The organism is Streptomyces sp. NPDC052687 (genome assembly GCF_040678395.1).
In the GTDB taxonomy this organism is placed as follows: domain Bacteria; phylum Actinomycetota; class Actinomycetes; order Streptomycetales; family Streptomycetaceae; genus Streptomyces.
On record NZ_JBFATR010000047.1, the window covers coordinates 1 to 21,547 of the forward strand.

Annotated in this window: 18 protein-coding genes and 1 tRNA gene; 12 read left to right on the forward strand and 7 right to left on the reverse strand. The window is 75.1% G+C overall.

All coding sequences use genetic code 11. The features are described from left to right. From AB0K92_RS27510 to AB0K92_RS27520, 3 genes are all read left to right on the forward strand, one after another. A partial coding sequence (locus AB0K92_RS27510; protein ID WP_365927156.1) for a CHAT domain-containing protein occupies positions 1-1,441 on the forward strand: 1,441 nt, incomplete at its 5' end. A 178-nt stretch (positions 1,442-1,619) separates the two neighbouring features. Then, positions 1,620-2,324 (forward strand): tRNA-dependent cyclodipeptide synthase, encoded by a 705-nt coding sequence (locus tag AB0K92_RS27515; protein ID WP_365927158.1) that lies wholly within the window; start codon positions 1,620-1,622, stop codon positions 2,322-2,324. Further along, the gene (locus tag AB0K92_RS27520) at positions 2,321-3,511 is read left to right on the forward strand and encodes a cytochrome P450 (RefSeq protein WP_365927160.1); all 1,191 of its coding nucleotides are present in this window, start codon (positions 2,321-2,323) and stop codon (positions 3,509-3,511) included. Before AB0K92_RS27515 ends, AB0K92_RS27520 begins: the two co-directional genes overlap by 4 nt. A gap of 61 nt (positions 3,512-3,572) precedes the next feature. On the opposite strand, the gene AB0K92_RS27525 is transcribed toward AB0K92_RS27520, so the two are convergent. Further along, complete coding sequence (locus AB0K92_RS27525; protein WP_365927162.1) at positions 3,573-6,275, reverse strand: LuxR C-terminal-related transcriptional regulator; 2,703 nt, start codon at positions 6,273-6,275, stop codon at positions 3,573-3,575. 98 nt (positions 6,276-6,373) lie between these two features. On the opposite strand from AB0K92_RS27525, the gene AB0K92_RS27530 reads away from it, so the two are divergent. Continuing rightward, entirely contained in the window at positions 6,374-7,459 is a 1,086-nt protein-coding gene (locus tag AB0K92_RS27530) for a M12 family metallopeptidase (protein WP_365927164.1), read from the forward strand. 310 nt (positions 7,460-7,769) lie between these two features. Here AB0K92_RS27530 and AB0K92_RS27535 read toward each other — a convergent pair. After that, positions 7,770-7,843, reverse strand: a tRNA-Pro gene (locus AB0K92_RS27535). A 206-nt stretch (positions 7,844-8,049) separates the two neighbouring features. Then, on the reverse strand, positions 8,050-8,904 hold the full coding sequence (locus tag AB0K92_RS27540; RefSeq protein ID WP_365927166.1) for a LysR family transcriptional regulator: 855 nt from the start codon (positions 8,902-8,904) through the stop codon (positions 8,050-8,052). A gap of 69 nt (positions 8,905-8,973) precedes the next feature. On the opposite strand from AB0K92_RS27540, the gene AB0K92_RS27545 reads away from it, so the two are divergent. Continuing rightward, positions 8,974-9,882, forward strand: coding sequence for an EamA family transporter (locus tag AB0K92_RS27545; protein ID WP_365927168.1), 909 nt, complete (start codon positions 8,974-8,976; stop codon positions 9,880-9,882). 835 nt (positions 9,883-10,717) lie between these two features. After that, complete coding sequence (locus AB0K92_RS27550; RefSeq protein WP_365927170.1) at positions 10,718-11,062, forward strand: cupin domain-containing protein; 345 nt, start codon at positions 10,718-10,720, stop codon at positions 11,060-11,062. On the opposite strand, the gene AB0K92_RS27555 is transcribed toward AB0K92_RS27550, so the two are convergent. Beyond that, positions 11,052-12,056, reverse strand: coding sequence for a LacI family DNA-binding transcriptional regulator (locus AB0K92_RS27555; protein ID WP_365927172.1), 1,005 nt, complete (start codon positions 12,054-12,056; stop codon positions 11,052-11,054). The two genes, AB0K92_RS27550 and AB0K92_RS27555, sit on opposite strands and share 11 nt — an antisense overlap. Positions 12,057-12,167: 111 nt before the next feature. Between AB0K92_RS27555 and AB0K92_RS27560 the strand changes: the two genes are divergently transcribed. Beyond that, positions 12,168-13,325: a Gfo/Idh/MocA family oxidoreductase gene (locus AB0K92_RS27560; RefSeq protein ID WP_365927174.1), complete on the forward strand. Its 1,158-nt coding sequence runs from the start codon at positions 12,168-12,170 to the stop codon at positions 13,323-13,325. An 11-nt stretch (positions 13,326-13,336) separates the two neighbouring features. On the opposite strand, the gene AB0K92_RS27565 is transcribed toward AB0K92_RS27560, so the two are convergent. Then, a complete protein-coding gene (locus AB0K92_RS27565) occupies positions 13,337-14,371 on the reverse strand; it encodes a LacI family DNA-binding transcriptional regulator (protein ID WP_365927176.1) in 1,035 nt (344 codons plus the stop codon). Positions 14,372-14,494: 123 nt separating this feature from the next. On the opposite strand from AB0K92_RS27565, the gene AB0K92_RS27570 reads away from it, so the two are divergent. The 3 genes from AB0K92_RS27570 to AB0K92_RS27580 all read left to right on the forward strand — a co-directional run bounded on the left by AB0K92_RS27570 (position 14,495) and on the right by AB0K92_RS27580 (position 17,540). After that, positions 14,495-15,655, forward strand: a complete 1,161-nt coding sequence (locus AB0K92_RS27570; protein ID WP_365927178.1) for a phytanoyl-CoA dioxygenase family protein — start codon at positions 14,495-14,497, stop codon at positions 15,653-15,655. Positions 15,656-15,670: 15 nt separating this feature from the next. Continuing rightward, positions 15,671-16,438 (forward strand): SDR family oxidoreductase, encoded by a 768-nt coding sequence (locus AB0K92_RS27575; RefSeq protein WP_365927180.1) that lies wholly within the window; start codon positions 15,671-15,673, stop codon positions 16,436-16,438. Positions 16,439-16,535: 97 nt separating this feature from the next. Further along, positions 16,536-17,540, forward strand: a complete 1,005-nt coding sequence (locus tag AB0K92_RS27580) for a Gfo/Idh/MocA family oxidoreductase (RefSeq protein WP_365927182.1) — start codon at positions 16,536-16,538, stop codon at positions 17,538-17,540. A gap of 168 nt (positions 17,541-17,708) precedes the next feature. Here AB0K92_RS27580 and AB0K92_RS27585 read toward each other — a convergent pair whose 3' ends face one another. Next, positions 17,709-18,743, reverse strand: a complete 1,035-nt coding sequence (locus AB0K92_RS27585; RefSeq protein ID WP_365927184.1) for a GNAT family N-acetyltransferase — start codon at positions 18,741-18,743, stop codon at positions 17,709-17,711. Continuing rightward, a complete protein-coding gene (locus AB0K92_RS27590) occupies positions 18,740-19,669 on the reverse strand; it encodes an alpha/beta hydrolase (protein ID WP_365927186.1) in 930 nt (309 codons plus the stop codon). Before AB0K92_RS27590 ends, AB0K92_RS27585 begins: the two co-directional genes overlap by 4 nt. Before the next feature lie 59 nt (positions 19,670-19,728). Here AB0K92_RS27590 and AB0K92_RS27595 point away from each other — a divergent pair, with 59 nt between their 5' ends. Continuing rightward, a complete protein-coding gene (locus AB0K92_RS27595; RefSeq protein WP_365927187.1) occupies positions 19,729-20,409 on the forward strand; it encodes a CGNR zinc finger domain-containing protein in 681 nt (226 codons plus the stop codon). Positions 20,410-20,562: 153 nt separating this feature from the next. After that, positions 20,563-21,525, forward strand: coding sequence for a DUF3068 domain-containing protein (locus AB0K92_RS27600; RefSeq protein WP_365927189.1), 963 nt, complete (start codon positions 20,563-20,565; stop codon positions 21,523-21,525). Positions 21,526-21,547: the final 22 nt, after the last annotated feature.

Consider the following 21,547-nt stretch of genomic DNA (forward strand, 5'->3'; position numbering starts at 1 on the left):
GCCGCCGCTGGCGCGGATGACGGGGTGGGCGGCGCAGGCGCTGCGGGCGCGGGCGGCGGGTTCGGCGCGCGGGGTGCTGGAGGCGTGCCGGCGCGGTCTGGACGTGCTGGACGACCACCGGATGACGCTGGGCGCGTCGGAGCTGCGGGCGCGGGCCACCGCGCAGGGCGCCGAACTGGCCGCGCTCGCACAGCGGGTGAGCCTGGACGGGGGCGGGCCGCGGCGGCTGCTGGAGTGGAGTGAGCGCTGGCGGGCGACGGTGCTGTCGGCGCCGCCGACCCGGCCGCCCGCCGATCCGGCGCTGATGAGCGGGCTGACCGCGTTCCGGGAGATCGCGGCCCGCGCGGAGGCGGCCCGCTGGGAGGGCCGTCCGATCCCGGCGCTGGAGCGGGAGCAGCGGCGGCTGGAGCGGGAGGTGCGGTCGCGGACGCTGCACATGCGGGGCGACGCGCCGGGTGACGGGCACCGGTTCGACGTGGGCCGGCTGCTGGACCGGCTGGGCGGGACGCGGCTGGTGGAGCTGGCGGTGCTGGACGGGCGGGTGCAGGTGCTGCTGTGCGGGCGGGGCCGGGTGCGGCGGTTCGAGGCGGGGCTGCTGGCGGAGGCGGAGGTCGAGGCCGAGCACGTGCAGGCCGGGCTGCGGCGGCTGGCCCATCCGGGGGCCGAGGGGCGGCTGCCGGTGGTGGAGGCGGCGGGCCGGCGGCTGGAGGAGCTGCTGCTCGGTCCGGCAGCCGCCCACCTGGGCGCCGGGCCGCTGGTGATCGTGCCGCCCGCGCGGCTGCACCGGGTGCCGTGGGCGCTGCTGCCGTCGCTGCGGGAGCGGGTGGTGAGCGTGTCGCCGTCGGCGAGCAGCTGGCTGCGGGCCCGCGAGACCGAGCCGCCGCCGGGCGGGCGCCAGGTGCTGGTGCGCGGGCCGGGCCTGGCGACCGGCGGCGCGGAGGTGCCGGAGGTCGCCGACCGGTACGCCGAGGCGCGGGTGCTGGAGGACGAGGAGGCGCGGGTGCCGCGTGTCCTCCAGGAGCTGGACGGGGCGGCGCTGGCCCATATCGCCGCGCACGGCACGTTCCGCGCGGACAGCCCGATGTTCTCGTCGCTGCGGATGGCGGACGGGCCGCTGATCGTCCACGACTTCGAGCGCCTGGCCCGCAGCCCGTACCGGATCATCCTGTCCAGCTGTGACACCGCCCGGCTGGCGTCGGTCGGCGCGGACGAACTGCTGGGTGTGGTCACCGCGTTGCTGCCGCTGGGCACGGCGGGGGTGGTGGCGAGCAGCGCGCCGGTGAACGACGCCGCGGTGGTGCCGTTGATGCTGGCCCTGCACAAGGGCCTCGGGGCGGGTCTGTCGCTGGCGGAGGCGCTGCGCGACGCGCGTGCCGCCCTGCCGGGGGACGCGCTGCACCGGGCGACGGGGTGGGCGTTCACGGCGTTCGGGGCGGCGTGAACGGGGGCCGCGCCCCTTGGCCGAAACTGTGCGGAGTTCAACCGTCCATATCTACCGCTGAGTTACTTGCCGATCATGCTGCGTCACGCCCGGAGCTGGGCTACGTTCTCCCCCTGAGCCGCCACACCTGGGGCACGGGGCCCCATGGGACTAGTGGCTCGATAAGGGAATCGTCCTCTTGACGACCATCGCGACCCACATATTCACCGTGCGGCCGTACACCTCTCACTGCCGGGTCATCGAACAGGAAGCGCGGCACGCCGTGATCGGCGTCTCGCCCGGCAACAGCTTCTTCACCGCGGAGACCGTGACCGGCCTGGCCCACTGGGCCGCCGAACGGTTCGCCCGCGTCGACATCGTCTACACGGACCTGTACATCGCCGACCTGTACGAGGCCCTCGGCTACGCGCCGGACGACGCGCGACGCAAGGCGGTCAAGAACCTGCGCGGGGTACGCGCCAAAGTCTCCAACGCCGCCCTGGCCGTCGACCCCGACGGGGTCCGGGTACGGGCGCTGCCCGTCTCCGCGCTCACCGGCAGGCCCGAGTACCAGCGCCTCGGCCGTCACGTCGAGACGCTGTTGACCGACGACGCCGCGCTGGCGGCCACGGTCTCCGGCCTGGTCGACCGGTTCCTGCGGGACAAGGTCACCGGCCGGGACGCCACGGACCGGCAGCGTGAGGTGTGCACCCGCTACATCCTGTCCGAACTGCCCCTCTTCATCGACTCCCCGGCGATCTTCGGTGTCGCCTCCTCGCTCAACTGCTACCACCAGGTGCTGCCCTTGGCGGACCTCCTCTACGGGCCGGGGCACGGACTGCGCGCCTCCCGTAACCAGGGCCACGGCATCATCGCTCTCACCGCTTTGGAGGACGCCCAGTGACCACCGCCACCGACACCGGCCTGCCCTGCTTCCCGTTCACGCCGCGCGGTGACCGCCTCCCGGACGAGGTGCCCGCCCTGCTGCGCGACCGCCCGGTGACCCGGGTGCGCACCATCGCCGGGGACGTCGCCTGGCTGGTGTCCTCGCACGCCCTGTGCAAGCGGGTGCTGGAGGACGACCGGTTCAGCCTCAAGAAGACCTCCGCCCCCGGGGTGCCGCGCCAGTACGCGCTGACCATTCCGCCGGAGGTCGTCGACAACATGGGCAACATCACCGGCGCCGGGCTGCGCCGGGCGGTGATGCGCGCCCTCAACCCCAAGGCGCACGCCGACTGGCTGGAGCGGTACGCCGGACGGCTGGCCGACCGTATGCTCGCCGACGGCCCGCCCGCCGACCTGCGGCGGGACTTCACGGTGCCCTACTCCACCGGGCTGCACTGCCGCCTGCTCGGCATCCCCGTGGCGGACGCGGACCGCCTCTACCGCAGCCTGCACGTGGCCTTCATGAACAGCCCCCGCCCGATCCCCGCCGCCGCGCTCAACTGGGACCGCGACATCGCGTACATGAAGGAACGCCTGGACGACCCGGACACCACCGGGCTGATGGGCGAACTCGCCGGGCTGCGCGGCACCCCGGAGTACGCGCACGTGTCGGACGAGATGTTCGCCACCGTCGGCGTGACCATGTTCGGCGCCGGGGTGATCTCGGTCATGGGCGCGCTGACGATGATGTGCGTGACGCTGCTGCTCGACCCGGAGGTCCGGGACTGGCTGGCCGCCGACCCCGGCCTGGTCCCTACCGCCGTCGACGAGCTCCTGCGCGTCAACCTGTCCATCGCCGACGGGCTGCCGCGGATCGCGCTCGACGACGTACGGCTCGGTGACGTCACCGTGCGCCGGGGCGAGCTGGTCCTGGTCCTGGTCGAGGCCGCCAACCACGACCCGGCCCAGTACGACGACCCGCACGCGATCCGCCTGGACCGGCCCAACGCGGGCACGCACCTGTCGTTCGGCGCCGGCGGCCACTACTGCCCCGCGACCGCGCTCGGCAAGAAGCACGCCGAGGTCGCGCTGCGCGTCCTGCTGGAGCGCGTGCCGCGGCTGGACCTGGCCGTGCCCGTCGAGCAACTGGTGTGGCGGACCGGGTTCATGAAGCGCGTCCCGGAGCGGCTGCCCGTGCGGTGGTGACGCGCCGGCCGTGACGCGCCGGACCCCGGGGTGGTGCCACGCCCCGGGGTCCGGCGCGCGGTCACGCGGACCGGGCCTCGGGCAGCTGCACGAGCCACGGCAGCGCGCCGCGGTCGCTCGCGCCGAGGCGGGCGTAGGCGCTGTAGAGGTGGTTGCCGACGGTGCGGACGGACAGGGTGAGCCGTTCGGCGATCTGCCGGTTGCTCAGTCCGGCGGCGGCCAGGGTCACGATCTGCCGCTGCCGTGCGGTCAGTTCACCGAGCACCAGTCCCGAGAGCGCGGGCGTGCGCGCGCCGGGGCAGCGGCGGGCCAGGCCGACGGCCCGGGTGCGGGCGGTGCGGGCGGCGCTCGGGTCGCGGTGCGCGGAGACGGCCTGGGCGTACGCCTCGGCGGCGAACAGCAGCAGGCCGCGCTCCTCCAGACGGGCGGCCACCCGGTCAAGGGCGGGCCCGTCGCGGCGGGCGAGGGCGGCGGCGTGCTCGGCGAACACACTCCCGGCGGGCAGCCGGCCCAGCACCGGCCCGGGGTCACCGCGCCGGACGGCTTCGTACAGGGCGAGGACGTCGTCACCGGGGATGCCGCCGCTGGGGGCATTGCCGCCGGGGGCGCGGTCGCTGGGGGCATCGTCGCGGGGGACGCCGCCGGGGACGCCCCTGCCAGGGGCATCGTCGCCGAGGACGCGGTCGCCGGGAGCGCCGCCGCTGGGGACGCCGCCACCGGGGGCACCGTCGCCGAGAACACCGTCGCCGGGAGCGCCGCCGCTGGGGACACCGCCGCCGAGGGCGCCGTCGCTGGAGGCACCGTCGCCGGGGAATCCACCGCCGAGGGCACCGCCGCCGGGAGCGCCGCCGCTGGGGACACCGCCGCCGAGGGCGCCGTCGTTGGAGGCACCGTCGCCGGGGAATCCACCGCCGAGGGCACCGTCGCCGAGGACGCCCCCGCCGGGGACGCCCCCGCCGGGGACGCTTCCGCCGGGGACACCGCTGCTGGGGACAGCGTCGCGGAGGACCCCGCCACCAGTAACCTCGCCACGGAGGGCGCCATCGCCTGGGACGCCGCGACCTGAGACTCCGCCACCAGAGACGCCATCACGGAGGAGCCCACCACCAGGGACTCTGTCGCCGGGAACGCCGTCACGGAGGACGTCACCACCAGGGAGACCGGCACCGGGAACGCCGCCACCAGGGACGCCACCGCCCCGGGCACCGCCACCGGCGACTCCGCCACCAGAGACGCCATCACGGAGGAGCCCACCACCAGGGACTCTGTCGCCGGGAACGCCGTCACGGAGGACGTCACCACCAGGGAGACCGGCACCGGGAACGCCGCCACCAGGGACGCCACCGCCCCGCGCACCCCCACCGGCGACTCCGCCACCAGAGACGCCATCACGGAGGACCCCGCCACCGGGAGCACCGTCACCGAGCACACCGTCACCGGTGACGTCCCACCCCGCGTCCGCTGTCTCCTCCAGGCCGCTCGCCGCCGCCGGACCCGCCGACACCGGGCCGGGTGCCGTACGCCCGCCGGCAGCGTTCCGCGCCGCCGCGGGGTCGCCCGACTGGGCCAGGGCCAGGGCGAGTTCGCCGCGGCAGGCGGGGTCGTCCGCGGCGGTCCGCAGGCCCTCGCGGGCCCACGCCGCGGCCTCCGTCAGCTCGCCGCGCAGCCGGGCGTAGCGGGCGCGCACGGCGGCGTAGCCGGGCGGCACCGGGTGGTTCTCCGCCGCCAGCCACTCCCCCACGGGGGCGGGCAGCGCCCGGACGTCCGCGGCGGCGATCCGGCGGGTCAGCGTGGCCGCCTCGGCGGCGAGCGCGGCGGCGTACCGGTCGGGGGTGCCGGCCAGCCTGCGGGCCCGCAGCCGGCCGGCCGTGGCCCGCAGTACCGGGCCGTGGAGGGGGTGGGCGAGCCGGACGTGGTGGCGCTCGTCGAGGTGGATGAGGCCCGCCGCCTCCAGGCGTTCGAGGACGCGCAGGTCGAACGTGCCGGAGTCGGCCGCCAGGGGCTCGGCGAAGGCCAGCCGGTCGAGGGTCTCCCGCTCGTCGGGGTCCGTGCGGTCCAGGACCGGGGCGGTGTGCTCGCGGACGGCCGGGGTGACCGGCACCGGGCCGCGCCACGCCCAGGTGCCGCTGTCCGGTACGGGGCTGAGCAGTCCGCCGTCGCGCACCGCGTCCAGCAGTTCGCGCAGCAGCCGCAGATCGCCCCGGCACAGCCGGTGCAGCCGGCGCACGGTGAGCGGTTCCAGCGCCCGGCCCGCGCCCGCGGCGACCAGCTGCGCGGTCTCCTCGGCGGGCAGCGGTGCCAGGCCGAGCCGGGGCAGCAGCTCGCCGGTCCGCAGCCGGGCGATCGCGGCGGGCGCCGGGGCGCCGTCGGTGACGACGACCACCAGCCGGGTGCGGCCGTGCACGGCGAGCTGGTGGACGAGGGCGGCGGAGGCGTCGTCCAGCAGATGGGCGTCGTCGACCACCAGCAGCCGTACGCCGGAGAGCAGGCGCACCGCGCGGTGCAGCGTGACGGACTCGGGCAGCAGGTGCGCGAACGCGGCGAAGGGGATGCCACGGGACTCGGGGGTGCCGGTGGCGCGGGCACAGTCGGTACCGCGTACGGCCTCGGTGACCAGCCGGGTCTTGCCCACGCCCGCCGGTCCGGTGACCACGATGCCGGGCCGGCCGGCCGCCTGGGAGCGGCGGACCAGTTCCAGTTCCTCGTCCCGGCCGGTGAACGGCCAGGGCAGCCGAAGGGTCTTCGCGTGCTGTTCGTAAGTCATCACGTCAACAGGAGCGCCCCTACTCAGTCCTGATACAGGGGCACTTGAGTAGACCCCGACTCAGGCGCCCGGGGCAGGTGCGACGGCACTCTGAGTCCATGACCGCACGCTACTGCTCCCTCGCGCAGCAGCCCGCCCCCGCCTTCGCGCCGGGGCTGGCCGCCGAGCGGATCGGTGCGCTCGTCCGGGGCCACCGGATGTGGGTCAACAACACGGTGCTGCACTACTGCTTCTTCACCGACGACACCGACGGCTCCGTGATTCCCGTGCCGGGGACCGGGGAGACCCGGCGGGTGCCGTGGGCGGGCACCAAGGAACAGCAGGACGTGGTCCGGGAGTGCTTCGACGAGTGGCAGGGCCTCGAGATCGGGCTGACCTTCACGGAGGTGACCGACCGGTCGGAGGCCGAGCTGCGCATCGGTTTCCAGCCCGGCGGCGGCTCCTGGTCGCTCGTGGGGCGGGACGCCCTGCGGGCCGGGCTGCACGAGCGCACCATGAACTTCGGCTGGGACCTGACCGCGCCCGGGGAGCGCGCGACGGTCCTGCACGAGATCGGGCACGCGCTGGGCATGACGCACGAGCATCAGAACCCGGGCGCCGGCCTCCACTGGGACGACGAGGCCGTGTACGAGGAACTGGCCGGTCCGCCCAACTTCTGGAGCCGGGACCGGACGTACGTCAACATTCTGCGCAAGCTGGACCGGGACGAGGTGAACGGCGCGGTCTGGGACCCGCAGTCGATCATGGAGTATCCGTTCCCGCCGGGGCTGATCCTGGAGCCGGAGCAGTACCGCGCGGGCCTGCATCCGCCGGGCACGCTGTCCGCCGCCGACCAGGAGTTCGCGCGGCGCTGGTATCCGCCGGCCGCCACTGGGGACCCGCCCGCGCTGGTGCCCTTCCGTTCGGCGGCGCTGCGTCTGGCGCCCGGCGGGCAGGCCGACTTCACCGTCGAGCCGCCGGAGACCCGTGAGTACCGCGTGGGGGTCTTCGGCGCCGCCGACACCGTCGTCGTGGTCTTCGAGGAACGCGACGGCGAACCGCGCTATCTCACCGCCCACGACGACGGCGGCACCCCCGCCAACGCCACCGTCCGGGCCCGGCTCGTCAAGGGCCGCCGCTACTTCGTCCGCGTGCGCCTGTACTCCGCGTGGGGTTCGGGAGAGACGGCCGTCATGTGCTGGTGACGGTCCGTGCCCGCGCACACGGACGGCAAGACCGCAGTCCGGCACCGGGGGAGCGGTCGAGCACGTCACCCCTTCGGGGGAGGGGTGACGTGTTCGACCGCGTCAGGTCACGGGGGAACGGCCGGGGGAAGGGCACGGGGGAACGACACGGGGAAGAGCACGGGGGAAGACGGGGGGTGACGGGAAAGGGGGCACGGGGGAAAGCGGGGGAACGCGGGGAAGCACCACGGGGGGAAGTAACACGGGGGGAAGCACCACGGGGGAATGGAAAGGGCCCTCACAGGTTCGCCTGTGAGGGCCCTTCGCCGTGTCGGGACGACAGGATTTGAACCTGCGACCCCTTGACCCCCAGTCAAGTGCGCTACCAAGCTGCGCCACGTCCCGGCGGCCGACACGCGGTCTCCGCGTGATCGTGCAGGTCAAGCCTACCTCATGCGCGACAGGGGGCCGGTTCCGGGGCAGCGGGTCAGTGACCGGCGGCCAGGGACGGCCGGGGACGGCCGGGTGTGGCCCGCCGGCCGCCGCGCAGCGCGGCGGCGCCGATGAAGACGGTGGAGCAGATTGTCCCTTTGGTTGATTGGCTCACCACCTCATTGCCCGCGGTACAGCCCGGTGAGCAGTTCCAGGACCGCCTGGCCGGCCGGGTGCGGATCGTCCCGCCACCACGCCAGGCGTACGGCGACCGGCTCGGCGTCGCGCACCGGGCGGTAGACCACGCCGGGCCGCCGGTACTGGTTCGCGGTGGACTCGGCGGTCACGCCGATGCAGCGGCCGGTGGCGATGACGGTGAGCCAGTCGTCCACGTCGTGGATCTCCTCGGTCGCCGGACGGGCGTCCGGCGGCCACAGCTCCGGGGTGGTCGTGCCGGTACGGCGGTCCACCAGCAGCACCCGCGCGGCCAGATCGGCCAGCCGCACCGAGCGGCGCCGGGCCAGCGGGTCGTCGGCGGCCAGCGCGCACAGCCGCCGCTCCAGGCCGACGATCGCGGAGTCGAAACGCCGGTCGTCCAGCGGCCGGCGCACCACCGCGAGGTCGCACATGCCCTCCAGCAGCCCGGCGGTGGGCGAGTTGACGCGCACCAGGTGCAGCCCGGTCTCCGGGTGGGCGGCGCCCCAGCGGCGCTGGAAGGGCAGGGTGTGGCGGCCGAGCGCCGCCCAGGCGTAGCCGATCCGCAGCTCGTCCCGGCCGGTCGTGGTGTCCCGGACCAGGTCGTCCACCTCGGCCAGCACCCGCCGGGCGTGCGCCAGCACCCGCTGCCCGGCCGCCGTCGGCGTCACCGCGCGGGACGTACGGCGCAGCAGCCGCACGCCGAGGGCGCGCTCCAGCGCGGCGAGCGTCCGCGAGACCGCGGCCTGGGAGACGCCGAGCGTGAGCGCGGCGTCGGTGAAGGTGCCCTCGTCGGCGATGGCGACGAGGCAGCGCAGATGACGCAGTTCCACATCCATGCGTCCAGCGTATGGATCGCGCGTCCCATGCATTTTGCGCAAGTCCCGGTCGCGCGCACGATGCGGTGCATGCGCACAGCTTCCGCGTCGCGTCGGTACGGCGTGTCCCCCGACGCCCCCGACGCCCCCGACGCCCTCTCCTCCGGGCGCCGGCGACTGGCCGGCGTCGCCGCCATGCTCGGCAGCGGTCTGTCCAACCAGACCGGCGCCGCCGTGGGCGCCCTCGCGTTCCCCGTCCTCGGCCCGGTCGGGGTGGTCGCGGTACGGCAGTACGTCGCCGCCGCCGTCCTGCTGCCGCTCGCCCGGCCCCGGCTGCGGGAGTTCACCTGGCGGCAGTGGTGGCCGGTGCTGCTGCTGGCCGTGGTGTTCGGCACGATGAACCTCAGTCTCTACAGCGCCGTCGACCGGATCGGCCTCGGGCTGGCGGTGACCCTGGAGTTCCTGGGCCCGCTGACCATCGCGCTGGCCGCCGTACGCCGCCGGCTGGACGCCTGCTGCGCGGTGCTCGCGGCGGCGGGGGTGGTGGTGCTGATGCGCCCGCGGCCCTCCGCCGACTACCTCGGGATGGGGCTGGGACTGCTGGCGGCTGCCTGCTGGGCGTCGTACATCCTGCTCAACCGGACGATCGGCACCCGGCTGCCCGGCGCGCAGGGGGCGGCCGCCGCGGCCGGGGTCTCGGCCGTACTGTTCCTGCCGGTCGGGCTGCTGGTGGTCGCGCACCGGCCGCCGGGCGCGGCGGCGGTGGGCTGCGCGGTGGCCGCCGGGGTGCTGTCCTCCGCCGTGCCCTACCTCGCCGACCTGCTGACCCTGCGGCACGTCCCCGCCCAGACCTTCGGCCTCTTCATGAGCGTCAACCCGGTATTGGCCGCCCTGGTCGGCTGGCTCGTCCTCGGCGAGGCCCTCGGTGGCTGGGAGTACGCCGGAATCGGCGCGGTGGTCACCGCCAACGCGGTGAGCATGGTGTGGCGGCGGGGGTGAGCGGTGTCGGGTCGGGGGGTGTGTTCGGGGTGGGGCGCGGGTTGGTGGGGCGGGGGTGACGGGTCGGGGCGCGGCAGGGAGTCGTGAGGCGCGGGTGACGGGGCGCCCGTCCGGCGCGCGTGAGAGGGCGCCTGTCCGACGCGCGTGAGAGGGTGCCCGTCCGGCGCGCTTGGCGGGGCGCCCGACGGGCCGCGGGACGGGGAGCCCATACGGCCCGCGGGGCAGGGAGCCCATACGGCCCGCGGGACGGGCTGCCCGCTCGGTCCGCGGGACGGGAGCCCGCACGGCCGGCGCGACGTTGCCCGGCCACCACACGGCGGCGCCCTCCCGGCGCGGGCACGGTCCCCGACCGGCACGGCTGAGGTGCCCGCCGCGCGCCACGAGTCGCCCTTTCGGCGCCTGCCCAGGCCCGTCCGCGCGCGCAAGAGTCCCGCCCGCCGCGCGACCGGCGTCACCCACCGCAGGCCAAGCACCCCGCCTACCGCGTCGCAGGCGTCATCCACCGCGCGCCGGGGAGTGTCCTCCGCGTGGCGACGTGGGCGTGCGCCGTGTGGCGAGGTGGCGTCCGCCGCGTGGCGACGTGGGCGTGCGCCGTGTGGCGAGGTGGCGTCCGCCGCGTGGCGACGTGGGCGTGCGCCGCGTGGCGAGGTGGCGTCCGCCGCGTGGCGACGTGGGCGTGCGCCGCGTGGCGAGGTGGCGTCCGCCGCGTGGCGACGTGGGCATCCACCGCGTGGCGAGGTGGGCATCCGCCGCGACGGAGTGTCCGTTCGTGGGGGCCGATCTCGCACACTCTGTCGGCGTCGGGGCGGGGTGGGGGCTGGCTAGGGTCGGTCGTATGAGCGACAGTTTCGTTGTCCGCATTCCCGACGCCGTGCTCGAACCCGAGCCGCTGACCCCCGACCAGATCGTCTCGGGGACGCCCGAGGTGACCGGGAAGGTGGTGTGGGAGTCGGCGGACGGCCGTCAGGTGCGCGGCATCTGGCAGATCACGCCGGGCGTGGTGACCGACACCGAGGCGGACGAGCTGTTCGTGGTGATCAGCGGGTCCGCGACGATCGAGGTCGAGGGCGGGCCGACGCTGACGGTCGGGCCGGGCGACATGGCGGTGCTGCGCGAGGGCGACCGTACGACGTGGACGGTGCACGAGACGCTGCGCAAGGCGTACGCGATCACTCTGTGAGCGGTGGGGCGGTCGTGCCCCTGATCTCGAGTGCCGGCCCGGCCAGGTGGGTGCGGCCCGCGCCGCCCGGCCGCTCGAAGCGGTCCAGCAGGCAGCGCGCCGCACGGCGGCCGACCTCGTGGCTGGTGTCGTCGACCGTGGTGAGCCAGACGTGTCGCAGCCGGGCGATGCTCGTGTTGTCGTAGCCGGCGACGGACACGTCGCGCGGGACGCGCAGACCGAGTTCCGCGGCCGCCGACAACGCGCCGATCGCGGTGATGTCGTTGACGGCGAAGACGGCGGTGGGCCGCTCCGGGCGGCTCAGCAGCCGGACGGTGCCGCGGTAGCCGCCCTCCTCGGTCATGTCGCCGGGCTCCACCACCGCCCGCTCCGCGAGGCCGTGCTCGCGCATCACCGCCTCGAAGCCGCGCCGGCGCAGCTCACCCACGGCGCCGTAGCCCGCGATGTGGGCGATGCGGCGGTGCCCGAGACCGATGAGGTGCTCGGTGACCAGGCGGGCGCCGTGCTCGTCGTCGCCCGCCACGACGTCGACGCCGGCCGGCACCGGTTCGCGGGCGCCGGCCACGACCACCGGGATCCGCTCGGCCGCCGCCCCGAGCGCGGCCGGGTCGGGCAGCGTGCCGACCACGACCAGGCCGTCGACGCGCAGGTCGAGCAGGGGACCGGCCGGGTCCTGGCCGGCCCGGCGGTTGAGGCGGGCGTCGGCCAGCAGCATGTGCAGGCCGTGGTCGTGCAGCAGCGAGTTGAGGCCGTCGAGCAGGTCGACGAACCAGGGGTTGCGCAGGTCGTTCAGGAGGACGCCCACCGTGCGGGTGCGCCGTTCGCTGAGGCTGCGCGCGGCGGCGTTGGGGCGGTAGCCGAGCTCCCGGGCGGCCCGCAGGACGGCTTCCCGCTTCTCGGGCCGCACCTGCTCGGAGCCGCGCAGCACCAGGGAGACCAGCGACTTGGAGACACCGGCCCGGTCGGCCACGTCGCGGATCGTCGGCGGTCGCATGGGATGGACCGTTCCATGACGCGACACACTCTGTCAAAGGGTTGACAGTCGGCCGACATGCCGCCCAGGGTGGGCCGCCAGGGAAATGGACCGGTCCAAAGAGGGGTTCCCATGGTCGACTCGCTCGGTGTCGCCGTCGTCGGTTTCGGCTGGATGGGCCGGGTGCACACCCAGGCGTACGCGCGCGTGCCGCACCACTATCCGCGACTGCCCCTGCGTCCGCGGCTGGTGACGGTCGCCGAGGACGTGCCGGGCCGGGCGGAGGAGGCCGCCGCGCGGTTCGGGTTCGCCTCGACGACCCGTGACTGGCGCGAGGTGGCCGCCGATCCGCGCGTGCGGGCCGTCAGCATCACCGCCCCCAACTTCCTGCACCGCGAGATCGGCGTGGCGATGGCGGAGGCCGGCAAGCACATCTGGATCGAGAAGCCGGTGGGTCTGACGGCCGCGGACGCCCGGGCGGTCGCCGACGCCGTCGCCAGGGCCGGCGTGCAGGGCGCGGTCGGCTTCAACTACCGCAACGCGCCCGCCGTCGAGACGGCCCGCGACCTGATCGCCGCCGGCGAGATCGGCACGGTCACGCACGCCCGCGTCCGCCTCTTCAGCGACTACGCCGCCCACCCCGAGTCCGCCCTGACCTGGCGCTACGAGAGGGAGCGCGGCGGCAGCGGCGTGCTGGGCGACCTCGCCTCGCACGGCGCCGACCTCGCCCGCTTCCTGCTCGGCGACATCGCCTCCCTGACCGCCGACACGGCCGTCTTCATCCCCGAGCGGGCCCGCCCCGCCGGCGCAACCGCCGGCCACGCCCGTGCCGCCGGCGGCGAGCTCGGGCCGGTCGAGAACGAGGACTACGTCAGCTGCCTGCTGCGCTTCGCCTCCGGCGCGCGCGGAGTCCTGGAGGCCTGCCGGGTCTCGGTCGGCGAGCAGAACAACTACGGCTTCGAGGTGCACGGCACCAAGGGCGCGGTGTTCTGGGACTTCCGCCGGATGAACGAGCTGGGCGTCAGCCGCGGTACGGCCTACCAGGACCAGCCCGTCAGCACGGTGTACGCCGGCCCCGGCGACGGCGAGTTCGGTGCCTTCCAGCCCGGCGCGGCCAACGCGATGGGCTACGACGACCTGAAGGTCATCGAGGCGTACCGCTTCCTGCGCTCCATCGCCGAGGACAGGCCGTACGGCGCCACCCTGACGGACGCGGTGCACAGCGCGGCGGCGCTGGACGCGATGAGCGCGTCGGCACGCGGCGGGGGCTGGGTGCCGGTGCGGGCGTGAGTCCGCCCGGCTCAGCCCGTCGCCGGCCGCGGCGGCATGTTGTACGGGGTGACCACCTGGATGGGGGACGGCAGGGGCGGGGCGGCGGGGGGCAGGGCGCCGTGGGCCCGCATGATCAGGTGGCAGGCCTCGCGCAGGTCGTGGCGCAGGTCGTGGTGGAGGACGGCGGACAGGCGGTGCTCGCGCAGCAGGCGGGTGTTGTCGTGGTCCAGGTCGTGCGCGATGAAGACGGCGCACTCGCGGCCGAGGTCGTGGAAGGCGCGGAGCGTGGCGACGTTGCCGCCGCCGATCGAGTAGACCGCGCGGATTGCGGGGTCGCGTTCGAGGGCGGCGCGGACGAGGTCGTACTGGGTGGCGTCGAGGCCCTGGCCCTCGGTGATCTCGACGAGGGTGCGGTCCGGGCGGCGGGCGCGCAGGGTGGCGCGGAAGCCCATCTCGCGCTCCTCCTCGTTGCGGAAGAAGCCGCTGCTGAGGCTGGTGAGGACGTGTGCCGGACGGTCGCCCAGCCACTGGTCCATGAGGTAGGCGGCGGTGGCGCCGGCCGCGCGGTTGTCGATGCCGACGTAGCCGACGCGGGCGCTGGCGGGCAGGTCGGTGGCGAGGGTGACCACGGGGACGCCCGCGGCGGACAGCCGGGCGACCGCCGCGGTGACCTCGGGGACGTCCGGCGCCTTGAGGATCACCCCCTGCGAGCCGCGCCGGGCGATCCGGTCCAGTGTGCCGAGTTGTTCCCCGACGGGGCCGGTCTCGCGGAAGTGGAAGCGGCAGCGCACCACCGCCGGGTGCAGTCCGGGCAGTTCGGCCTCCAGCGCGGTCCGCACGGCGGTGGTGAACCGCTCCGGCGCCTGCATCACGATGTCGATCATGAAGGTGCGGCCGACGAGCCGGACCTGGGTGCGCTGCCGGTCCAGATCCGCGATGGCCCGGTGCACCTCCTGCGCCGTACTCGGGCGCACCCCGCCGCGCCCGTTGAGCACGCGGTCGACGGTGGCCTCGCTCAGCCCCGCCTGACGTGCGATCTCCCGGAGGGGGAAGGGGTGGCCCACGCGCGGCTCCTCGGGTTCGGCTTGAGGGGTTTTTGATGGCTTCCTGCTGGTTGTTCGAGGGGTTTGTCAGGACAAGAATGACAGCACTTCCCCGGCCGTGTCACCGGCACCGAAAGGACGACGATGGCCGCTGCCCCCTGGCTGTCCGCGCGTGACTGCGACCTCGGCGCGTTCCGCGCGCTGGTCGAGCGGACCACCGATCCCGCCGACGTGCCGCACGCCGCCGCCGTGGAGCACAACGTGCCGGTGTACGACGCCGGCCGCCTCCGTGACCGCCCTGACCGGCCCGCCCGTCGCGCCCTGCAGGCCGAGCTGGTCCGGGTGCTCGCCGACGGTCCCGGAATGGTGGTGTTCCGCGGGGCCTTCCCGGACCGGGCGGTCGTGGGCCGGGTCGGCGAGGTGTTCGACGCGCTGATCGCCGGGCAGCGCGCCGCGGGCACCGCGGCCGGGGACCACTTCGCCGCGCCGGGCGCCAACGACCGGGTGTGGAACGCGCTGGAGAAGACGGCGCTGTACGACCCGGAGGCGTTCGCCGACTACTACGCCAACGACGTGCTCGCCCTGGTCGCCGAGGCCTGGCTCGGACCCGGCTACCAGGTCACCTCCCAGGTCAACGTGGTCAACCCCGGCGGCGCGGCGCAGACCCCGCACCGCGACTACCACCTGGGCTTCCTCTCCGACGAGGCCGCGGCCGCCTACCCGGCGCACGTCCACCGCCTCTCCCCCGTGCTCACCCTGCAGGGCGCCGTTGCGCACCGCGACATGCCCGTGGAGTCCGGGCCGACGATGTACCTGCCGTACTCGCAGCGCTACGAGCCGGGCTATCTGGCCTGGCGGCGCCCGGAGTTCCAGGAGTACTTCGCCGCGCACCACGTGCAGCTGCCGCTCGCCGAGGGCGACGCCGTCTTCTTCAGCCCGGCCCTGCTCCACGCCGCCGGAAGCAACCGCTCCGCCGGGATCCGGCGCATGGCCAACCTCCTCCAGATCTCGTCCGCGTTCGGGCGGGCCATGGAGACGGTCGACCGTGAGGCGGTCGTGAACGCCGTCTATCCGGTGCTGCTGAGGCGGCGCGCCGAGGGGGCGGACGAGGCGTGGCTGGACCGCGTGATCGCCGCGAGCGCCGAGGGCTACCCCTTCCCCACCGACCTCGACCGCGACCCGCCGGTCGCCGGACTCGCCCCGCCCGCGCAGGCGGACGTCGTCCGGCGAGCGCTGCGCGAGACCTGGACGCCCGAGGCGCTGCGGGACGCGCTGCGGGCCTGCGCCGAGCGGCGCCAGAGCTGAAAGGACCCCGTACGTATGGGACTTCTCGACGACAAGGCCGTCCTGGTCAACGGCGGCAGCCAGGGTGTCGGCGCGGCCGTCGCGCGGGCCGCCGTCCGCGAGGGCGCGGCCGTGGCCGTCACCGGGCGGCGCGCCGGTCCCGGCGAGGCGCTGGTGGCGGAGCTGGGCGGCGGGGCGAGGTTCATCCGGGCGGACCTGGCCGACGCCGAGCGGGCGAGGTCGGTCGTGGCGGAGGTCGTCGACGCGTACGGCCGGATCGACTGCCTGGTGAACGCCGCGGGCCTCACCGACCGCGGCACCCTGCTCGACACCACGCCCGAGCTGTTCGACCGGCACATCGCCGTCAATCTCAGGGCGCCGTTCTTCGCGATGCAGGCGGCCGTCGCGGACATGGTGGCGCGCGGAGCGCCCGGCACGATCGTCAACGTCATCACGTCGTCGGCGCACGGCGGCCAGCCGTTCCTCGCGCCGTACGTCGCCGCGAAGGCCGGTCTCGCCGGTCTCACCCGGAACGCGGCGCACGCGCACCGCTGGGACCGCATCCGGATCAACGGCCTGAACATCGGCTGGACGGCGACCGAGGGCGAGGACGCGACGCAGCGGGCCTTCCACGGCGCCGGGGACGACTGGCGGGAGCGGGCCGCCGCCCGGCTCCCGATGGGCCGGCTGGGGCAGCCCGACCAGATCGCCGACTTCGTGGTGTTCCTGCTGTCCGACCGGTCCGGCGTGGTCACCGGATCGGTGATCGACTGGGACCAGAACGTCCTCGGCGCCCTCGACTGAGGACCCGCGCCCGACACCCCGCACCCCGCGCCCGACAACCGCTCATCCTCCTCATCAAGACCTCGCACCCCCGCACCCCCCGCAAGGAGCAGTCCCCATGCGTATCGGAATCCTCGGCCTCGGCCGCATCGGCGCCTTCCACGCCGAGACCCTCGCCGGACTCGACGCGGTCGAGTCGCTGGTGCTGACCGACCCGTTCGCGGACGCCGCGAAGAGTGCCGCGGAGCGGCTGGGCGGCGAGGTCGTGGACTCGCCGGAGGCCCTGTTCGCCGCCGGTGTGGACGGCATCGTGATCGCGGCCGCGACGGACGCCCACCCGGCGCTGATCCGGGCCGGGGCCGCGGCCGGCGTCCCGGTGTTCTGCGAGAAGCCCGTCGCCCGGACGATGCGTGAGGGCGTCGAGGTGCTGGAGGCCGTGCAGGACAGCGGCGTGCCGGTGCAGATCGGCTACAACCGCCGTTTCGACGCCGGTTTCGCCGCCGCCCGCGCCGCCGTGCGTGGCGGCGAGCTGGGCCGGCTGCACACGGTGCGGTCGACCACCCTGGACCCGGCGCCGCCGCCCGCCGCGTACATCGCCGCCTCCGGCGGCATCTTCCGTGACTGCTCCGTGCACGACTTCGACATCATCCGCTGGGTGACGGGCCGTGAGGTGACCGAGGTGTACGCCGCCGGCGGCAACCGGGGCGCCGGCTACATCCGGGAGGCGGGCGACGCGGACACCACCGGCGCCGTCCTCACCCTGGACGACGGCACGCTCGCGGTCGTCTCCAACTCCCGCCACAATGGCCGGGGTTACGACGTCCGGATGGAGCTGCACGGCTTCGAGGACTCCATCGCGGTCGGTCTGGAGGACAAGCTGCCGCTGCGCTCGGTGGAGCCAGGGACGGTCTTCCCGGCCGGTCCCCCGCACGACTTCTTCATGGACCGCTTCGCCGCCGCCTACCGCGCCGAACTCACCGCGTTCACCGAGGTCGTGGCCGGTAGCCGGCCCTCGCCGTGCACGATCGGGGACGCCCTGGAGGCGGGCTGGATCGCCGAGGCGTGCACGCGGTCGCTGCACGAGCACCGGCCGGTGACGGTCGACGAGGTCCGCGCCGCCTGACCCGGTGGCGGGCGGCGGGTGAGGGAGGCCGGGGGCGAGCACCCGAGCAGCACTTTTGTGGGGGACAGCGAGCCCGCACCCGGCCTCCTCAGTCCGCAATCTTCCACACCGGCCGCCCGGCCGCCCGCCGAGCGCGTCCGGACGGCGGTCACCCGCGCGGGGTTGCGCTCAGGGCGCCGAGAGCACCAGGCGGCGGGCGAAGTTGCGGTAGCCGAGACGGGTGAACGCGGCGGCCATCGGGGTGTTCGCGAGATCGGTGTCGGCGCGTACGACGTGCGCTCCGGCCTCCTCGGCGAGGAAGCGGGTGATCTCGGCGAGGAGGTCGTCCGCGTAGCCCCGGCCGCGGTGCTCGGGCAGGACGCCGAGGTAGCCGACGACGTGGACGCTGGGGTTGCGGGAGGGCAGCGCGAAGCCGACCGGCCGGCCCCGCGGGGTCTCGGCGATCCGCCACCAGGCGCGGTCGCCGGCCATCTCGTCGCGGTAGAAGGCGACGTCCTTGCGGGCCTGCCGCTCGGCGCCCAGAGCCGCGGCGCCGGAGCCGGACCCGGCGTCGAGGGTGCCTTCCAGGACCCGGCGGAACAGGTCGACGAAGACCTCGTCGTCCGGTTCGGCCCGGAATTGCAGCCGGCCGGAGGTCCGGGGGACGCCGGTCTCGGGGGTCCACTCGAAGCGCAGCCGTTCGAGGGAGGCGGTGAGCCCGGCGCGGCGGGCGGCCTCCCGGCGCCAGCCGAGGGCGGCGACCGCCTCGGGACGCTCACGCCAGTCGCCCGGAAGCAGCACGTGGTAGTCCGGCGGACCGTCCAGCCCGGCCTCGGCGAAGGCGGAGTGCGCGGCGGTGAGCAGGCGGACCGCCAGGTCCGTACGGCTGTCGTCACCGGTCCCGGTGTCACGACGGTCCTCCGGGGCGCGGAGGTCCGCCGGAGCTGGGGCATCGTCCGGGGCGCCGGAGTCCTCCGCGTCGCGGACGTTCAGTACGTCGAGGGCGGCGGGCAGGGGGTCGTCCGGGCCGCCCCACCAGGTGGCGAGGGCGTACGGCTCGCCGCTGTCCTCGTGCTCCGCGAGCCAGGTCCACTCGGGCCGGTACTCGCCGGTGGCGAGCCGTGCGCGGAAGGCGTCGGCGTCGGCCCAGACGCCGATCCGGCCGGCGGGCAGCAGCGGCAGGACGCGCTCGACGTCGGCGTCGGTCAGGGTGCGGATGATCACGAGGCCTCCCGGCCGGCCGGGGCGGCGGACCCGTGCCCGACCCGGTCGAGGAAGCCGGCGATCAGCGGGGCGATCTCGGGCAGGTGGTCCTCGAGGGCGAAGTGGCCGGTGTCGAACAGGTGGAGTTCGGCGTCGGGCAGGTCGCGCAGATAGGCGCGGGCGCCGTCGGGGGTGAAGAAGGGGTCACGGGTGCCCCAGACGATGAGGGCCGGCGGGCGGTGGGCGCGCAGCCAGGCCTGCCAGTCCGGGTAGGCGGCGAGGTTGCTCCGGTAGTCGTAGGCGAGGGCGAGCTGGGCCTGCTTGCGGCCCGGCTGGTCGAGGAAGTACTGGTCGAGCAGCCAGCCCTCGGGGGCGACGAGCGCCGGGTCGGCCGTGCCGCCCTCGTACTGGGCGCGGGTGGCGGAGAGGGTGAACAGGTCCAGGACGGTCTGCTCGGCGCCGGGGGTGTCCGGGGTGAGGGCGGTGAACGCGCGGGCGGCTTCGGAGACTCCGTCGAGGTAGGCGTTGCCGTTCTGCACGACGAGGCCGGCGACCCGCTCGGGGTGCCGCCGCGCGAGGCGCAGGCCGACCGGGGCGCCGAAGTCGAAGAGGTACAGGGCGTACCGGGTCAGGCCGAGCCGTTCGGTGAAGCCCTCGACGACGTCGGTGAGGCGGTCGAAGGAGTAGGTGAACCCGTCGGGGGCGCGGGTGTGGCCGAAGCCGGGGTAGTCCGGGGCGATCAGCCGGTAGTGGCTGCCCAGGGTGTCGATGAGCCGCCGGAACTGGTGGGAGGCGGACGGGAATCCGTGCAGGAGCAGCAGCACGGGGGCGTCGGGGCGGTCGGGCAGGGACTCGCGGTAGAAGACGTCGACCCCGTCGACGTCCAGGTGCCGGTGTGCGGTGCGGGCGGGTGGGCTGATGCGCGGCGTGGTCACCGAGGCTGTCATGCGTCAGTCATACGCCGACGCCTTCTAATGCGTCAATCGCTTTATGTAGCATTAGAGTTGTGTACGCCAGCGAACCGCCGATTGGCGAGCCCCTGCCCCTCGACCTCGTCAACACCCGTTTCGGGACCGGCGCGAGCCATACGGACCTGCTCGCGACGCCCGACGGACTGGCCGCCTGGCTGACCCGGCAGGCGGACCGGCTGGGCCGGGAAGCGCTCGCCCCCGCCTCCCCCGAGGCCGGGCTTCCCCCCTCCCCCACCGAAGCGGACCGGCCCCTCTCCCCCACCGAAGCCGGCCTGCCCCTCGCTCCCGCCGAGACCGACCTGCCCCTCCACGTCACCGAGGCCGACCTCCCCCTGGTGCACGCCGTGCGCGACCACACCGAGGCGGCGCTGCGCGCCCTGATGGCGGGGCGGCGACCGCCCGGGGCCGCGCTGCGCGGACTCGCCGACGCCCAGCGCGCCGCACCGGCGGTGCGCGTACCGGTCTGGGACGGGACGGCGGTCGTCGCGCCGCCGCGCCGTACCGGACCGCTCGGCGTCCGGCTGGCCGCGCTGCTCGCGGAGTCCGCCGTCACCCTGCTGGCCGATCCGGCGGTCGCCCGGGTCAGGCAGTGCGCGGCCGACGACTGCGTCCTGCTGTTCCTGCCCGCGCATCCGCGCCGCCGCTGGTGCTCCCCCACCCGCTGCGGCAACCGGGTCCGCGTCGCGCGGCACTACCGGCGGCGGAAGGAGGCGTGACAGCTCCCCGGCGCTGAGGGCCCTGCGTCACCGGCACCCCCGTCAGGGCGCCCTTTTGTCACGCGGATGCGTAGACGTGCCGTACCGCCGCTCGTACGGTCTGCGCAACCGTGGGGCCGCCCCGCCCCGGAGCCCTGGAGTGCCGGAGTGCCGATGCGCCGTCGCAGTTCGTCCCTCTCCCTGGTCCTGCTGGGCCTGGGTGTCTTCCTGCTGGTTCTCGCGCCGATGCTGGTGTGGTACGTGAAGCCGCGCGCGGCGGTGAACCCGGTCGACATCGACGTCACGGCCGTCTACACCGGCACCGGCAGCTACTTCGACGTCGGTGCGGCCGAGACGGTCCACGACCGGCGGATCACCGTCACCCAGCGGGTGCGCGGCGACGTGGCGGACAGCGAGCGCAGCGGACGCGCGGTGTGGGACATCGTGACCACCGTCGACACGGACGCGTCGCTGCCCGCCGCCGACCCGCACGACGCGCTGGACTTCTCCACCGACCGCTGGGTCACCGACCGCACCACCAACCGGCCCGCCCACTGCTGCGACGAGCAGCCGTACCACGAGGGCGAGGCGTACCTGAAGTTCCCGTTCGGCGTGGAGAAGCGCCCCTACAGCTGGTGGGACAGCCAGCTGGGCTCGACGGTCACCCTCTCCTACCGGGGCACCGAGGAGATCCACGGCCACCGCGGCTACGTCTTCACCGGAACCGTCCCGCCGACGAAGGTCGGCACCCGCCAGGTGCCGGGCGCGCTGGTCGGCCGGCCGGGCGCCGAACAGGTGCTCGCCGAGGAGTGGTACGCCAACCACGGCATCCGGCTGGTCGTCGACCAGGTCACCGGCCGCACCCTGTACGCCCGGCTCGGCCCGCGCCGCACGCTGCGCGCCCCGGGCGGCGGCAAGGACGCCGTGGTGCTGCTCGACGTCCCGAAGCTCACCCACACCGAGGCCACCCAGGAGTTCGCGGTGAGCCGCGCGAAGGAGGACAACGCGCGGCTGCGCGCGGTGGGGTGGACCGTGCCGGTGGCATCGGCCGCCACGGGGAGCGTGCTCGCGGCGGGCGGCGGGCTGCTGCTGGCCAGGGGCGGACGTCGGCGCCCGGAGGCGCACGACGGCGCCTGAGCGCCGCCCGGCGGGCGACATC

Coding starts and splice junctions, on each gene's coding strand:
- AB0K92_RS27545 (WP_365927168.1), top strand. CDS start 8,974: ATGCGCACAGCTTCCGCGTCGCGTCGGTACGGCGTGTCCCCCGACGCC.
- AB0K92_RS27580 (WP_365927182.1), top strand. CDS start 16,536: ATGCGTATCGGAATCCTCGGCCTCGGCCGCATCGGCGCCTTCCACGCC.
- AB0K92_RS27590 (WP_365927186.1), bottom strand. CDS start 19,669: ATGACAGCCTCGGTGACCACGCCGCGCATCAGCCCACCCGCCCGCACC.
- AB0K92_RS27570 (WP_365927178.1), top strand. CDS start 14,495: ATGGCCGCTGCCCCCTGGCTGTCCGCGCGTGACTGCGACCTCGGCGCG.
- AB0K92_RS27550 (WP_365927170.1), top strand. CDS start 10,718: ATGAGCGACAGTTTCGTTGTCCGCATTCCCGACGCCGTGCTCGAACCC.
- AB0K92_RS27600 (WP_365927189.1), top strand. CDS start 20,563: ATGCGCCGTCGCAGTTCGTCCCTCTCCCTGGTCCTGCTGGGCCTGGGT.
- AB0K92_RS27560 (WP_365927174.1), top strand. CDS start 12,168: ATGGTCGACTCGCTCGGTGTCGCCGTCGTCGGTTTCGGCTGGATGGGC.
- AB0K92_RS27525 (WP_365927162.1), bottom strand. CDS start 6,275: ATGACTTACGAACAGCACGCGAAGACCCTTCGGCTGCCCTGGCCGTTC.
- AB0K92_RS27530 (WP_365927164.1), top strand. CDS start 6,374: ATGACCGCACGCTACTGCTCCCTCGCGCAGCAGCCCGCCCCCGCCTTC.
- AB0K92_RS27540 (WP_365927166.1), bottom strand. CDS start 8,904: ATGGATGTGGAACTGCGTCATCTGCGCTGCCTCGTCGCCATCGCCGAC.
- AB0K92_RS27555 (WP_365927172.1), bottom strand. CDS start 12,056: ATGCGACCGCCGACGATCCGCGACGTGGCCGACCGGGCCGGTGTCTCC.
- AB0K92_RS27575 (WP_365927180.1), top strand. CDS start 15,671: ATGGGACTTCTCGACGACAAGGCCGTCCTGGTCAACGGCGGCAGCCAG.